This window comes from Bacillus sp. RZ2MS9, assembly GCF_001816185.2.
GTDB lineage: Bacteria > Bacillota > Bacilli > Bacillales > Bacillaceae_G > Bacillus_A > Bacillus_A cereus.
In genome coordinates, this window is the sequence record NZ_CP049978.1 from 620,519 (window position 1) to 634,849 (window position 14,331).

The following is a 14,331-nucleotide window of genomic DNA, read 5'->3' on the forward strand; positions in this document are numbered from 1 at the left end:
AACTTCTCTGTTTACTTTTGTATGTTTTTTTCAACTTGTTCTCGAACTGTTTGAATGTAATTCATTTTATGATCCCAGCACTCTTGGCTTAAATCGACAGGGTATTCTTCAGGATTTAAAGTTCGCATATATTCTTCCCAAAATAGAGAGAGACTCTGTTCATTATATTTTTGAATATCTAATATACTTGGTAGTTCATATGTTCTTTCACCGTTAACGAAAATATCTTTATGCAGTTCACGGGCTTCAAAGTTTGTTACGAATTTACTTATATATGTGTGAACTGGATGGAACATTTTTAAGCGCTCTTCTTTTCCAGGTTCTTCAGAATCTAATGCAATATAATCGCCTTCTGCATGATCGTTTACCCGATTGATAATACGATAAATTCGTTTCAGTCCTGGAGTGGTAATTTTTTCAGGGTTAGATGAAATTTTAATCGTATCATTTAATTTTCCGTCAGTATCTTCAATCGCAACTAGTTTGTAAACAGCCCCCAATGCAGGTTGTTCAAAGGACGTAATTAATTTTGTCCCAACGCCCCATACGTCAATTTTTGCTCCTTGAGATTTAAGGTGCATAATTGTGTATTCATCTAAATCGCTAGAAGCGATAATTTTTGTATTTGTAAACCCTGCTTCATCTAATAGTTTTCGTGCCTTTTTCGATAAATAAGCCATATCACCACTATCAAGACGTATGCCATAGAAATCAATACGATCCCCAAATTCTTTTGCAACACGAATCGCATTTGGAACACCAGATTTCAATGTGTCATATGTATCAACGAGAAAGACGCACTTTTTATGAGTTTCAGCGTATTTTTTAAACGCGACGTATTCATCGCGATATGCTTGAACGAAAGAGTGAGCGTGTGTGCCAGCTACAGGAATCCCAAAGCGTTTCCCAGCACGAACGTTGCTTGTAGAGGAGAAACCACCAATAAAGGCAGCACGCGTCCCCCAAAGGGCAGCATCGAACTCATGGGCACGTCTTGTGCCGAACTCTAAAAGCTCATCATTACTTGCAGCATGTTTCATACGTGCTGCTTTTGTGGCAATTAATGTTTGGTAATTCACAATATTTAAGAGGGCAGTCTCAATAATTTGTGCTTCACCAAGTGGTGCATCAACACGTAATAAAGGTTCGTTATTAAATACAACTTCGCCTTCTTGCATACTGCGAATCGTCCCAGTAAATTTCATATTTTGTAAATAATGAAGGAATTCTTCTTCAAATTGTAATTCTGCTAAATAAGCGATATCGCTTTCAGTAAAACTGAAATTTTCTATGTACTCTACAATTTTCTCAAGGCCAGCAAAAACAGCGTAGCCGTTCTCAAATGGAAGCTTTCGAAAATATAAATCAAAAACAGAACGGCGATTATGAATACCATCTTTCCAATATGTATAAGCCATGTTGATTTGATATAGGTCTGTATGTAAGGCATAACTATCGTCTTTATAATGAGTCATCGCGAGAACACCTCCATAATTTGGTTATAGTATACCAATTTTTCACCATTCGTAGCAAAGAAGAGATATTGATGTGAAGTCAAGAGAGAAAAAAATGAAATTATGCATATTTTTTAGAAAATTTATATTTATCAATTTATATTTCTCCAGATTTTATGTATTATTAGAGTAATGGGGGTAATGAGAATGGAGGAGGACAATGCAACAAACATTAGAAAAAATAGGCAAACAAGTCTTTTATAAACGGCTACAGCAAAAAATGACACAAGAAGAATTATGTCAGGGCATTTGTTCTGTCTCATACTTAAGTAAGATTGAAAATGGAAAGATTGAAGCATCAGAAGAAATTCTACAATTGCTCTGCGCAAGATTAGAAATTGCCGTGACGGATTTGAGGGATGTAGAAGAAGATGTGAAGGGGAAGCTGGATGAATGGTTGAATGCACTAGTTCATTTAGACAAGCAACAAGTAGAACGTATATATGAAGAGTTGCAAGGTGAAATGAAGCATGTGTTGGATTTTGAAATTATAAATTATTATAAACTGCTGTATACACGTTATTTAATTATGAAAAGGGATATTTCTGCACTCGAAGAAGAATTAGATAAGTTGAAGAAGGTATATAAAAAATATTCTCCATTTCAGAAGTTGTTATACATGTATAGTAGAGGATTATTGTGCTGTTTACAGTATAGATGGAAGGATGGGCTAGATTACTTATTAAAAACAGAAGTAATGGCCAAAGAACAAGGGTATCATGAAACAGGCTTGTATTATAATATAGCGCTTGCATATACTCATTTAGATATTCATCATCTTGCAATTCATTTTGTAAATATGGCATTAGAAGGATTTCGTAGTGAATATAAGTTTAGAAACATAATTAATTGCCAAATCCTTATTGCGGTAAGTTATACAGAAAAAGGTCAGTATGAAGAAGCTTTAAAAATGTATGAGAGTATATTGAGAGAGGCCACATCTTTTGCTGATAAGGATGTACTATTAGCTATTACTTTAAGTAATATGGGAAGTATCTATTATAAAAAAGGCAAATATCAGCAAGCGAAAAAATATTATTTAGATAGTCTACAACTTCAAAAACAAATAGATTTAAACTATTTAGATACAATATACGAAATGGCATTAGTATGCATTAAATTAGAAGAGTTGGAAGAGGCAAGGACATTAATTGATAAGGGAATTGATGCAGCAAAACAGGAAGAGAGATTTAATGCAAAATTATATTTGCTTTTAATGCTTAGATATAAATATTTTGAAGAAGCAAAAGATTATAAAGCATTTTTGGAAAATGAGGCTATCCCGTTGTATAAATCTGCAGGAAATAAAATAGAATTAAAGAAAGTATACGTTGAACTAGCAGAACATTTTTCGAGTTTATCTAGATTTGAAGAAAGTAATCGATACTATAGGTTAGTTATTGATTTAATGAATGATAATAAGGAGGAATAAAAATGAAAAAGATGGTATTTGGAGTATTGGCGTTTATAGTGACTCTTACAGTTGCTGGAGGAATACAACAATATAGCAGTAAACCTGATATTGTTGGTCAACAAGCTAAAACTGTTGAACAAGTTAATTTATAATCTCCCCCCCTTTCCAATCGGAAAGGGTTTTTCAATATTTGTTCCTCAAAATTCTACAAAACTTGAGAAAAAAATTATTTGAATTTTTAGTATATTAATAGTGGAAACATAATGCTAATATGAAACTACTCTTTTTCAAAAAAATTTTTTATTAGGGGGAAGGTTCATGAAAAAGAAAAGTTTAGCGTTAGTGTTAGCGACAGGAATGGCAGTTACAACGTTTGGAGGGACAGGCTCTGCATTTGCGGATTCTAAAAATGTGCTCTCTACGAAGAAGTACAATGAGACGGTGCAGTCACCTGAGTTTATTTCTGGTGATCTAACTGAAGCAACTGGCAAGAAAGCAGAATCTGTTGTGTTTGATTACTTAAACGCAGCAAAAGGTGATTACAAGCTAGGGGAAAAGAGTGCACAAGATTCTTTCAAAGTGAAACAAGTGAAGAAAGATGCTGTAACTGATTCAACAGTAGTACGTATGCAACAAGTTTACGAAGGAGTGCCTGTATGGGGTTCTACTCAAGTAGCTCACGTAAGTAAAGACGGTTCTTTAAAAGTATTGTCTGGAACAGTTGCACCTGATTTAGATAAAAAGGAAAAGTTGAAAAATAAAAATAAGATTGAAGGCGCAAAAGCAATTGAAATCGCGCAGCAAGATTTAGGGGTAACACCGAAATATGAAGTAGAACCAAAAGCGGACTTATATGTATATCAAAACGGTGAGGAAACAACATATGCATATGTTGTAAATCTAAACTTCTTAGATCCAAGCCCAGGAAACTACTACTATTTCATTGAGGCAGACAGCGGTAAAGTATTAAATAAGTTTAATACAATTGATCATGTGACGAATGATGATAAGTCACCAGTTAAGCAAGAGGCTCCTAAACAGGATGCGAAAGCTGTTGTAAAGCCTGTAACAGGAACGAATAAAGTAGGAACTGGTAAAGGTGTATTAGGAGATACGAAGTCGCTTAATACAACGTTATCTGGATCATCTTACTACTTACAAGATAATACACGCGGGGCAACGATTTTCACATATGATGCGAAAAACCGTTCAACATTACCAGGAACATTATGGGCAGATGCAGATAATGTTTTCAATGCAGCGTATGATGCAGCAGCAGTAGATGCTCATTACTATGCAGGTAAAACATATGATTACTATAAAGCTACGTTTAATAGAAATTCTATTAATGATGCAGGAGCGCCGTTAAAATCGACAGTTCATTACGGAAGTAATTATAACAATGCATTCTGGAATGGATCACAGATGGTATACGGAGATGGTGATGGTGTAACGTTTACTTCATTATCTGGTGGAATTGATGTAATTGGTCACGAGTTAACGCATGCTGTTACGGAAAATAGTTCAAATCTAATTTATCAAAATGAATCAGGGGCTTTAAATGAAGCGATTTCTGATATCTTTGGTACTTTAGTAGAATTCTATGATAACCGTAACCCGGATTGGGAGATTGGTGAAGATATTTACACACCTGGTAAAGCAGGAGACGCACTTCGCTCTATGAGTGATCCTACGAAGTATGGTGATCCAGACCATTATTCTAAGCGTTACACTGGTTCAAGTGATAACGGTGGTGTTCATACAAACAGCGGCATTATTAATAAACAAGCTTATTTATTAGCAAATGGTGGTACGCATTATGGTGTAACTGTAACTGGTATCGGTAAAGATAAATTAGGTGCGATTTACTACCGTGCAAATACACAGTATTTCACGCAATCTACTACATTTAGTCAAGCTCGTGCTGGTGCAGTACAAGCTGCAGCAGACTTATATGGTGCAAATTCTGCTGAAGTAGCAGCAGTTAAGCAATCATTTAGTGCTGTTGGTGTAAACTAAGGCTTTAAGGAAGAGCTAGTAATAAAATACCTCAAAAATAAAGAAGGAGCATAGGCTCCTTCTTTATTTTTTTCTCCATTTTTTCCACAAATAAAACAATCCAATAACGCCTGCGATTGTTACAACCCACTTCGCTTCATTTGTTCCGTTCATGACTTGGTATGCCGAATATACTTCAATCAATAAGGCCGGTATTTTACCTATTGTACTGGCAATACTGAAGGAGAGTAATGACATTTTCCCTAGAGCTGCAAATAAAGTCACGATACTTGATGGGATGAAAGGTATCAATCGAAACGATAGAACGAGTAGAAAGGCCTCTCTACCTTCTACATAAAGAAGACGCTCTACCTTTGGGTACTTATTTACTTTATCGTGAGTGAACTTTTGAAGGCCCAGGCGGTAAATATAAAACGAGATAATAGCCCCTAAGGCCTCACCTGCGATCGAAATGATTGTGCCATTTGTTACACCGAAGAGCTGTATATTAATGGCGGTTAAAAAGATGCTAGGAATAACACCTAAAAGACTAATGATGATGTTAATTAAGATACTAAGTGGAATTGCGATTGAATAGTATTCTGTTAAGAAATTTTGAATCGTTTCAGCCATTGTTTAAAATCCTTTATCTTTTTTTGCATTACACCATATTTCGATTGTATAGGCAAGGGAAAATTTACATAATGTAGAAAAACGTTGATAAGAAGGGGTATTGATACCTTATATGGGTATTAGGTATATAAAAATAGGGGTATTTTAAATCATTTTGAAAAACAGTATAAAAACCCTTGTGTAAAAGAGTTTTATAATTATATTATTGGTGATTTTATTCGGGAAATAATTATAAAATATAGGGGGTATATATTATGAAAGACGAAAAATAGAGGGTTGATGAAATTGCGCGGGTAAATATGGAAAAATAGATGAAAAAAATGAAAACTGATAGATTTTTTCGTTGTGAAATTGACTTTTAGTGAAGTTGCGATAATAATCATGGAAGAGGTGATATGATGAAACGAATAAGTAGTCTTTTCTTCAGTAGTTTATTGGCATTAATGCTGATCTTAAGTGGATGTGCAGGAAAAGAACAAAAAACAGAGAAACAGACAGGTAATCAAGCTACATCGGTAGAAAAAATTAGTGATAATATTTTAGATGAAATGGAAGGACCACCTAAAAATGGTCATACGATTGAAAGACATGTAGGCAAGTCAGAAGAGGATTTGAAGAATCGCTTGAAGACAGATAAAGTGTCAGCCGCAAGTACATACTATGATAAAGAAACAGCGACGAAAGCTGTAAAAGATAGCTTGAAGCAACATGACAAGGAAATTCAAGATTGGTTAAAAAATTCTAAAGAGGCTCGTCTCGTAGTAAATACAACTCATTCATTCCCTGTTGGAAAAACGGTAATAAAGAAAAATATGAGTGTAAAAGACAAGTTGGTAAAAACTGTTACTGTTTTAGCAAGAGATAAGTCAGGGGAATTAGGGTTTAAGATTATTACTTCTTATCCATCTGATAAATAAGAAGGGGGAGTACATTATGTATATGACATTACAATACTTTCTTAAATCGTACTGTACGTTAAGTATTCATGAGGATGAAATAGTAAGCGTGATGGAAGAGTTTATTGAACAAGAAGACGAAGAAATTGTTTTGAAATTACGTGATGAATTAATAAATATGAAGAAAAAGAACGCGTGGGAAGAGGCGTGTGTATTAGCTGCGAAGCAAGGAAATCGTATGTGGTCTTTAGAAGAAACGAAAGACCATCTTGAAACTTTTTTACTATTACTGCAAAAGAAAAAGGCGTGATTTAATCACGCCTTTTTCTTTATGTTATTCGGTTGATATTATCTATTCTTTTGGGGCGCTTTTATATACACTTTTTGAAATTTGTCCATTTGATATTACTTCCCCGTTTTGTGTTACTTTTTTATACGTAACCGCTGTGATTTTATCACTAGTCCTACTAATTACTTGAGAAGAAACTTCAACATTTTTACCAGTATTTGTACCGAAAATGCGTGTAGTAATACTACCTCCATTTGAAAATGCTTGAATATAAATATGATTGCCTGTATTATTTTTAAATTTTAAATCTGGACCATAATCTGCTACTGCTGCATCTTGCCCAAGTGGTAAATAATTTACTGGCATAGAATGATTGCTTCGAGAAACAATTCCTAAATCAGCCCTTAAAGCTGCGCTGTATAAAGTACTACTGACTTGGCAAACTCCTCCGCCTGCACTTTGTATTACTTTACCTTGTGAATATACTGCTGCAGATTTGTAACCATGTGCAGCATCAGTTACGCCAACGCGGCCGTTAAAACTAAATGTTTCATCAGGTGCCACAATAACCCCACTTAAAGTATTAGCTGACTTATTTACGTTAAATGATTGATTTCCGTTACGGCCAGCCATTGGAGTAGAATATTCAGCAATGACTTCTTTAATACCCATTTTCTGTATATCTTCTGTAGAACGTTCTGGTTTTATGAATGTAACTGGTAATGTAACATCTGATTTACCAGTAGTAATAGCTTCGTTTGTTAAACTGTTTAGTTTTCCTTTATCAATTTTTTCTCCGTTTTGGCTTTGACTAACATTTACTGTTGAGCCTTCAATGCTTAATTCTGCATTAATAGGATTTTTTAATGTTTCATTATATTTATCTTTTATAAAGGTTTCATAAGCTGTTGCATTTAATTGTGGTGTTAATTTATAGTCACGTTTTAATTCACCGTTTTCAGCTTGCTTGCGCATTTTGTAACGATTCATTACGTTTCCTTTTTGTTCTTTGAAGATTTTGTCAATAATATCTTTCTCTTTATAATTTACCCCTAAATCTTTCCATGTGTAAGTTTGTTTATCGTTTTGGAATATGTAGGTAAGGGATTTTTGATCTAATTCAGTTACCCTTTGATTAATAATTGCTTGAATATCTTTCTTATTTTTTCCATCGAGAGAAATACCTTCAAATGTAGTATTTGGTAATGCAGTAGTATCTAATTGATTATTTAATTTGGATACATATTGATATCCCCCAACACCGCCTACACAAAGTAATATGCCCCCAGCAATTGCAGAACCAATCAGTATTTTACTTAGCTTCATTTATTTCCCCCCAGAAATTTATGTATAAATATATGTATTACATTTTTTGTATAAAAATGATGAAAATAACATTATGTACGTACTAGTATACTATTATTTTCACTGTGTGTGTAATGTTTTCATAAAAAATGTTACATAGCTGTAATAATTGTCACTTCTTGTCACAATGTGTATGAAAAATATGTTGAAAAATATAATAAAAAGGCTGTCTAGAATGATCTAGCAGCCTTTTTATTATAATTTTTTATGTTCATTTTTATTCGTAACACCGAGATGTTTTTGAAGGGTAGTTGAAATAGTATCGACGCTTTTTTCATTTGGCACGTAATAATAAATACCACCTATATATTTATCTGTACCTTCTACTTGCATTTTTTCCATCTTTAAATTTGAATCCATTGAATTTTTTGTAATTGTCATCATATCATCAAAAGTTAAATTGGTTTTTAAGTCTTTATCGACAGCGTCTAGTAGGCCACCGATTTTATTAATGGAATTAAGAGATAGTGCCTTTTCAGCAATGGCCTCTAATACAAGCTGTTGTCGTTGGCCACGCATATAATCACTATCGATGTGACGAGTTCTAGCTAGTGCCAGTGCCTCTTCTCCATTTAAATGTTGACGTCCTTTTTTTAGATGAATTGCATCTGCTTCATCTTTACTATTTTGCTCTGTGAATTCAACTGGAACGTCCACAGTAATGCCACCAAGAGAATCAACAATTTTAATAAAGGATTTAAAATTGAATTTTACATAATAATCAACTGGAACATCTAAAAAGTTCTCTACCGTATCAATTGTGCTGTCTACACCACCGAATACGTGCGCATGTGTGATTTTATCGTATTTATCACGTGATTTAATGTAGACGCGTGAGTCACGTGGAATGCTTACAAGTTTAACGGATTTATCGTTTTTATTAATTGTTGCAAGTAATAACGCATCTGTTCGAGTTGCTTTTCCATAATCTTTTTCCCTAATATCACTTTCATCAACACCCATAATTAGTACGGAAATGTTGTCGGTCATAGGTTTAACAGCTTTTTCACGTTTACTGGACTTTTCTCCTCGACCTAGTTCAGCATAAGCATTATTTAAGACGGACTTTGCTTTACTGTATATATGGAAGGAGTAGCCTCCTGCTCCAAGTGCTACAATTAGTAATGGAATAAGAAGGAACCAAAGTAGGCGTTTTTTCTTTGAGCGTCCTTTTTTGGCTCGCGTATCGTTGTTCGTGTCGGATTTCATCATTTTTTCTCCTTTAAAACTATCAAAGTGTATACATTTAGAAGTGTATTCAAACACATAAAAAATATTTTACGCTAAATAAAAGCGATTGTACATGTATAAAAAATAGATGTCTTGATTATTTATCCCGTATTAACGAGCAGTAAAACGCCCACCTCAAAGTCCAGTGAATACAATGAAGTTAGGTGGGAGATAACTGCCCGTAAATACCCGATTGATGAAGGCTAATAATCAGAGTGGGGATAGCCCCACTCTGATTAAAGTTTCACTTTATAAGACACCTATTCGTTATTGTATACAAAAGATAGGGATAAGAAAATGATAAAATTTTACCTAATTACAACATAATGCTTACGATAATTGCAGATAAAATACTAACGAGAGTAGCTCCATATAGTAATTTAAGGCCAAACCTCGCAACAACGTTTCCTTGTTCTTCGTTTAGTCCTTTTACCGCACCTGAAATAATACCAATGGAAGAAAAATTGGCAAAAGATACAAGGAAAACAGAAATAATACCAACTGTACGGGGAGAAAGGCTATTAGAAATTTTACTAAGGTCCATCATTGCGACAAATTCATTCGTTACAAGCTTCGTTGCCATAATGCTACCAGCTGCTACAATTTCAGAGCTTGGTACACCGATAAGGAATGCGATAGGTGCAAATACGTAGCCAATTAATTGTTGGAACGTAATACCGAATATAATGAGGAACAAGTCATTAATACAACTAATTAATGCGACAAATCCGATGAGCATAGCGCCGACAACAATGGCTACACGAAAACCATCAAGAATATATTCTCCAAGCATTTCAAAAAAGCTTTGTTTTTCACCTTTGATTTCTAAAATATCTTCGTCATCTTTAACGTCGTAAGGGTTAATGATGAGTACGATAATAAAACCGCTAAATAAATTGAGAACGAGTGCAGTTACTACATACTTAGGTTCAATCATTGTCATATAGGCACCTACGATAGACATAGATACGGTTGACATAGCGGAGGCACAAAGTGTATAAAGACGGTGTTTTGGAATTTGCGCTAATTGCTTTTTCACTGTAATAAAAACTTCTGATTGGCCGACAATGGCAGAAGCGATAGCGTTGTAAGATTCTAATTTCCCAAGACCATTTATTTTACTAAGAAAGTACCCGATCCAACGAATGAAAAATGGTAGTATTTTGAAATGTTGTAATATACCAATTAAAACAGAAATAAAGACGATTGGTAATAATACAGTAAGGAAAAATGGCATTTCACCTTTATTTGCAAGACCACCAAATACGAAATTTATTCCATTAGCAGCATACTCGAGTAGCTTTGTAAACAAACTGGAAATGATTCTAATAAGTATGAGGCCGATTTCTGTATTTAATAGTAAATAGGTTAAAATTAACTGTATAATAAGCATGATAAAAATTGGTTTAAATTTAATATGCTTCTTATTATTGCTAGCAATATAAGCGAGCAAGAAAACAACAATTAATCCGACGAAAAAAGTAATGAATTTCATGGTAAGCCCCCTAAAAGAGATATTCTGCTATATATGTTTTTCATTTCAAGGGAGAATATGCATCTTTGGTAAAGAAAGGAATAGAGAGAGTATGAATATATGTAGAGTGCATCACGTTGCAATTATTTGTTCGAATTATGAGACGTCAAAGTATTTTTATACTAGAATATTAGGGTTTAAAGAAATGAATGAAGTATATAGAAAGGAACGAGATTCTTATAAATTAGATTTATGTGTAGGAGAAGAGTATCAAATCGAATTATTTTCATTTCCAAATCCGCCTGAGCGCAAAAGTTTTCCAGAAGCAGCCGGTCTTAGACATTTAGCATTTGCTGTTACAAATATAGAAGAAGCAGTGAAGCATTTAAATCAATGTGGTGTTGAGACCGAACCGATCCGTATTGATGAAATAACGGGGAAGAAATTCGTCTTTTTCCAAGACCCTGATGGTTTACCTTTAGAATTGTATGAGGTTTGAAAATTGGTGGATTTTATATAGAGTTGCTTTCCAATAATTGAAGAAACTAAAGTGAAACTTCTTTTTAAAAGGAGGTGTAACTTTAGCTAAGAAAGCTAAAGAGCATATGTGGATATTTTAAAATTATTGATGGTAGTCATTCTTATTGGGTTAACAGCATTTTTTGTGGCTGTTGAATTTGCAATTATTAAGGTACGTAGCAGTCGTATTGATCAACTCGTTAGCGAAAAAAGACGAGGTGCACTGGCCGCTAAAAAGGTAACTACAAATTTAGATGAATATTTATCGGCCTGTCAGCTAGGTATTACAATTACTGCTTTAGGGCTCGGGTGGTTAGGGGAACCAACCATTAAACATTTACTCGAGCCGTTGTTTTTAAAATTGCAATTCTCACCTGCAATTTCCAGTACAGTTTCATTTATTATTGCCTTTGCAGTAATTACATTTTTACATGTTGTCATTGGGGAACTTGCTCCAAAGACATTTGCTATACAAAAAGCAGAACAAGTTAGCTTATTGTTATCGAAGCCACTTATTTATTTTTACCGAGTTATGTATCCGTTTATTTGGGCTTTGAATGGTTCAGCGAGGGTTGTAACTGGTTTATTTGGATTACATCCAGCTTCTGAACATGAAGTAGCTCATTCAGAAGAAGAATTAAGGTTAATCTTATCTGAGAGCTATGAGAGCGGAGAGATTAACCAAAGGGAATTTAAATATGTAAATAATATTTTTGAATTTGATAATAGAGTAGCAAAAGAAATTATGGTACCTCGTACGGAAGTTGTAGGCTTATATGAGGACGAACCATTTGAAACACATATTAAAGTAATCGCGCAAGAAAAGTACACGAGATATCCTGTATTTGGTGAAGATAAAGATGAAATTATTGGGATGGTTAATGTAAAAGATTTATTTATTCGTTATATGGATGGTAGTCGGGACGAGGAGTGCTCGATTATGCCATATACAAGGCCAGTTATTGAAGTGCTAGAAAATATTCCAATTCATGATTTACTATTACAAATGCAAAGAAAACACATTCCATTAGCTGTATTGTATGATGAATATGGTGGTACAGCAGGGATTGTTACACTAGAAGATATTTTAGAAGAAATTGTTGGAGAAATTCGAGATGAATACGATGAAGATGAGAATCCACCTATAGAGCATGTAAGTGAAGGCTATAAAATCGTAGAGGGAAAAGTGCTTATTAGTGAAGTAAATGATTTGCTTGGCATACATTTAATTGCTGATGATGTAGATACAATTGGTGGCTGGATTATGGTACAAAAACAAATCGTTGCTGAAGGAGATATTATTGAGAAACACGGTTTTTATTTTAAAGTCCTTGAAAAGGATATGCATCAAATTAAACGAGTGGAAATAAGGAAAGTAGGAGAATGATTTTCTATAAACTTTAATAAAAAGGATATACAGAAAAATAAATGTTTGCGCTTTCAAAAAAGGTACTATATAGTGAAGGTGGATACTGAAAAATTCTTCTGAATGATACTCGTGTTTTTCGAGGGCGGATTTTTTGGATAAGGATTTAGAATGAAAAAGTATAGGTGATAAAAATGATAGCAACGAAGGATATACGTATAGAAAAAGATTTTTTAGGTGAAAAAGAAGTACCAAGTGCAGCTTATTATGGTGTACAAACATTACGTGCCGTAGAAAACTTCCCAATTACAGGATATCGCATTCATCCATCACTCATTACAGCAATGGCAATTGTGAAAAAAGCGGCGGCGCTTGCGAATATAGATACTGGTTACTTAGCTAAAGACATTGGACATGAAATTGCAGAAGCAGCGCAAGAAATTGTTGATGGAAAGTTTCATGATCAATTTATCGTAGACCCTATTCAAGGCGGAGCCGGAACTTCTATTAATATGAATACAAATGAAGTAATTGCGAATAGAGCGTTAGAACGTATGGGATATGAAAAAGGGGCGTATGCGAAAATTAGCCCAAACACTCATGTGAACATGGCCCAATCAACGAACGATGCGTTTCCGACAGGAATTCATATTGCAACTCTTATGATGTTAGAAAAGCTTCTTATTACAATGGAAGAACTTCATTCTGCTTTTCGTAAAAAAGCAAAAGAGTTTGATCACGTTATTAAAATGGGACGCACACATTTACAAGATGCAGTTCCAATTCGCCTTGGACAAGAATTTGAAGCGTATAGCCGAGTGCTTGCGCGTGATATAAAAAGAATTAAACAGTCTCGTCAACATTTATATGAAGTGAATATGGGGGCGACAGCTGTTGGTACAGGATTAAATGCAAATCCTACGTATATTGAACAAGTAGTAAAACATTTAAGAACGTTTAGTGGATTCCCACTTGTTGGTGCAGAGCATTTAGTTGATGCAACGCAAAATACAGATGCATACACAGAAGTATCTGCAGCACTTAAAGTATGTATGATGAACATGTCTAAAATTGCAAACGATCTTCGTATTATGGCGTCTGGGCCACGTGTTGGGCTAGCTGAAATTCAATTGCCAGCACGTCAGCCAGGTTCATCAATTATGCCAGGTAAAGTAAATCCAGTTATGGCAGAAGTAATTAACCAAGTCGCATTCCAAGTAATCGGAAACGATCATACAATTTGCTTAGCATCAGAAGCAGGACAATTAGAGTTAAACGTAATGGAGCCTGTGCTTGTATTTAATTTAATTCAATCTATTAGTATTATGAATAATGGATTCCGTGTATTCCGTGAATATTGTATTGAAGGAATTACAGCAAATGAAGAATTGCTGAAGCAATATGTTGAGAAAAGTGTTGGAATTATTACAGCAGTTAATCCTCATATTGGTTATGAAGCAGCATCTCGTATTGCACGTGAAGCAATTGAAACAGGAAAATCTGTTAGGGAGTTATGTTTAGAACATGGCGTACTGACAGAAGAGGAATTGGATATTATTTTAGATCCATTCGAAATGACTCACCCTGAAATTGCTGGAGCTTCTTTATTAAAAAATAAAGAAATGTAATGTGA

General features: G+C 34.4%; 13 protein-coding genes. 8 read left to right on the plus strand and 5 right to left on the minus strand.

The features are described from left to right. Positions 1–11: 11 nt before the first annotated feature. Positions 12–1,475 carry a nicotinate phosphoribosyltransferase gene (locus BHV55_RS03155; RefSeq protein ID WP_000150184.1) on the minus strand — a complete coding sequence of 488 codons (1,464 nt, stop codon included), beginning with the start codon at positions 1,473–1,475 and terminating at the stop codon, positions 12–14. A gap of 199 nt (positions 1,476–1,674) precedes the next feature. Here BHV55_RS03155 and BHV55_RS03160 point away from each other — a divergent pair, with 199 nt between their 5' ends. The 3 genes from BHV55_RS03160 to BHV55_RS03170 all read left to right on the plus strand — a co-directional run bounded on the left by BHV55_RS03160 (position 1,675) and on the right by BHV55_RS03170 (position 4,947). Beyond that, the gene (locus tag BHV55_RS03160) at positions 1,675–2,946 is read left to right on the plus strand and encodes a helix-turn-helix transcriptional regulator (protein WP_001187938.1); all 1,272 of its coding nucleotides are present in this window, start codon (positions 1,675–1,677) and stop codon (positions 2,944–2,946) included. 2 nt (positions 2,947–2,948) lie between these two features. Then, on the plus strand, positions 2,949–3,080 hold the full coding sequence (gene nprX, locus BHV55_RS03165; RefSeq protein WP_080481882.1) for a quorum-signaling peptide NprX: 132 nt from the start codon (positions 2,949–2,951) through the stop codon (positions 3,078–3,080). Between the two features lie 166 nt (positions 3,081–3,246). Next, positions 3,247–4,947 (plus strand): M4 family metallopeptidase, encoded by a 1,701-nt coding sequence (locus BHV55_RS03170; protein ID WP_000730369.1) that lies wholly within the window; start codon positions 3,247–3,249, stop codon positions 4,945–4,947. 63 nt (positions 4,948–5,010) lie between these two features. On the opposite strand, the gene BHV55_RS03175 is transcribed toward BHV55_RS03170, so the two are convergent. Further along, complete coding sequence (locus BHV55_RS03175) at positions 5,011–5,559, minus strand: TVP38/TMEM64 family protein (protein ID WP_000852232.1); 549 nt, start codon at positions 5,557–5,559, stop codon at positions 5,011–5,013. 398 nt (positions 5,560–5,957) lie between these two features. Between BHV55_RS03175 and BHV55_RS03180 the strand changes: the two genes are divergently transcribed. Beyond that, the gene (locus BHV55_RS03180; protein ID WP_000822695.1) at positions 5,958–6,476 is read left to right on the plus strand and encodes an RNase A-like domain-containing lipoprotein; all 519 of its coding nucleotides are present in this window, start codon (positions 5,958–5,960) and stop codon (positions 6,474–6,476) included. A 16-nt stretch (positions 6,477–6,492) separates the two neighbouring features. Continuing rightward, complete coding sequence (locus BHV55_RS03185; RefSeq protein WP_000282019.1) at positions 6,493–6,765, plus strand: hypothetical protein; 273 nt, start codon at positions 6,493–6,495, stop codon at positions 6,763–6,765. A 42-nt stretch (positions 6,766–6,807) separates the two neighbouring features. Here the strand turns inward: BHV55_RS03185 and BHV55_RS03190 are convergent, their stop codons facing one another. From BHV55_RS03190 to BHV55_RS03200, 3 genes are all read right to left on the minus strand, one after another. Then, positions 6,808–8,070, minus strand: a complete 1,263-nt coding sequence (locus BHV55_RS03190) for a VanW family protein (RefSeq protein WP_070758226.1) — start codon at positions 8,068–8,070, stop codon at positions 6,808–6,810. 234 nt (positions 8,071–8,304) lie between these two features. Next, positions 8,305–9,321, minus strand: a complete 1,017-nt coding sequence (locus BHV55_RS03195; RefSeq protein WP_001986019.1) for an LCP family protein — start codon at positions 9,319–9,321, stop codon at positions 8,305–8,307. Between the two features lie 334 nt (positions 9,322–9,655). Further along, positions 9,656–10,834, minus strand: coding sequence for a NupC/NupG family nucleoside CNT transporter (locus BHV55_RS03200; RefSeq protein ID WP_000668870.1), 1,179 nt, complete (start codon positions 10,832–10,834; stop codon positions 9,656–9,658). Between the two features lie 91 nt (positions 10,835–10,925). Between BHV55_RS03200 and gloA2 the strand changes: the two genes are divergently transcribed. From gloA2 to aspA, 3 genes are all read left to right on the plus strand, one after another. Next, entirely contained in the window at positions 10,926–11,312 is a 387-nt protein-coding gene (gene gloA2 / locus BHV55_RS03205; protein ID WP_001017685.1) for an SMU1112c/YaeR family gloxylase I-like metalloprotein, read from the plus strand. A 108-nt stretch (positions 11,313–11,420) separates the two neighbouring features. After that, positions 11,421–12,719: a hemolysin family protein gene (locus tag BHV55_RS03210; protein ID WP_070758224.1), complete on the plus strand. Its 1,299-nt coding sequence runs from the start codon at positions 11,421–11,423 to the stop codon at positions 12,717–12,719. A gap of 173 nt (positions 12,720–12,892) precedes the next feature. Beyond that, positions 12,893–14,326, plus strand: coding sequence for an aspartate ammonia-lyase (gene aspA / locus BHV55_RS03215; RefSeq protein ID WP_000562129.1), 1,434 nt, complete (start codon positions 12,893–12,895; stop codon positions 14,324–14,326). Positions 14,327–14,331 lie beyond the last annotated feature (5 nt).

Excerpts from the sequence above, each read along its gene's own strand:
- BHV55_RS03155 (WP_000150184.1), bottom strand. The coding sequence starts at position 1,475 with ATGACTCATTATAAAGACGATAGTTATGCCTTACATACAGACCTATAT.
- BHV55_RS03160 (WP_001187938.1), top strand. The coding sequence starts at position 1,675 with ATGCAACAAACATTAGAAAAAATAGGCAAACAAGTCTTTTATAAACGG.
- nprX (WP_080481882.1), top strand. The coding sequence starts at position 2,949 with ATGAAAAAGATGGTATTTGGAGTATTGGCGTTTATAGTGACTCTTACA.
- BHV55_RS03170 (WP_000730369.1), top strand. The coding sequence starts at position 3,247 with ATGAAAAAGAAAAGTTTAGCGTTAGTGTTAGCGACAGGAATGGCAGTT.
- BHV55_RS03175 (WP_000852232.1), bottom strand. The coding sequence starts at position 5,559 with ATGGCTGAAACGATTCAAAATTTCTTAACAGAATACTATTCAATCGCA.
- BHV55_RS03180 (WP_000822695.1), top strand. The coding sequence starts at position 5,958 with ATGAAACGAATAAGTAGTCTTTTCTTCAGTAGTTTATTGGCATTAATG.
- BHV55_RS03185 (WP_000282019.1), top strand. The coding sequence starts at position 6,493 with ATGTATATGACATTACAATACTTTCTTAAATCGTACTGTACGTTAAGT.
- BHV55_RS03190 (WP_070758226.1), bottom strand. The coding sequence starts at position 8,070 with ATGAAGCTAAGTAAAATACTGATTGGTTCTGCAATTGCTGGGGGCATA.
- BHV55_RS03195 (WP_001986019.1), bottom strand. The coding sequence starts at position 9,321 with ATGATGAAATCCGACACGAACAACGATACGCGAGCCAAAAAAGGACGC.
- BHV55_RS03200 (WP_000668870.1), bottom strand. The coding sequence starts at position 10,834 with ATGAAATTCATTACTTTTTTCGTCGGATTAATTGTTGTTTTCTTGCTC.
- gloA2 (WP_001017685.1), top strand. The coding sequence starts at position 10,926 with ATGAATATATGTAGAGTGCATCACGTTGCAATTATTTGTTCGAATTAT.
- aspA (WP_000562129.1), top strand. The coding sequence starts at position 12,893 with ATGATAGCAACGAAGGATATACGTATAGAAAAAGATTTTTTAGGTGAA.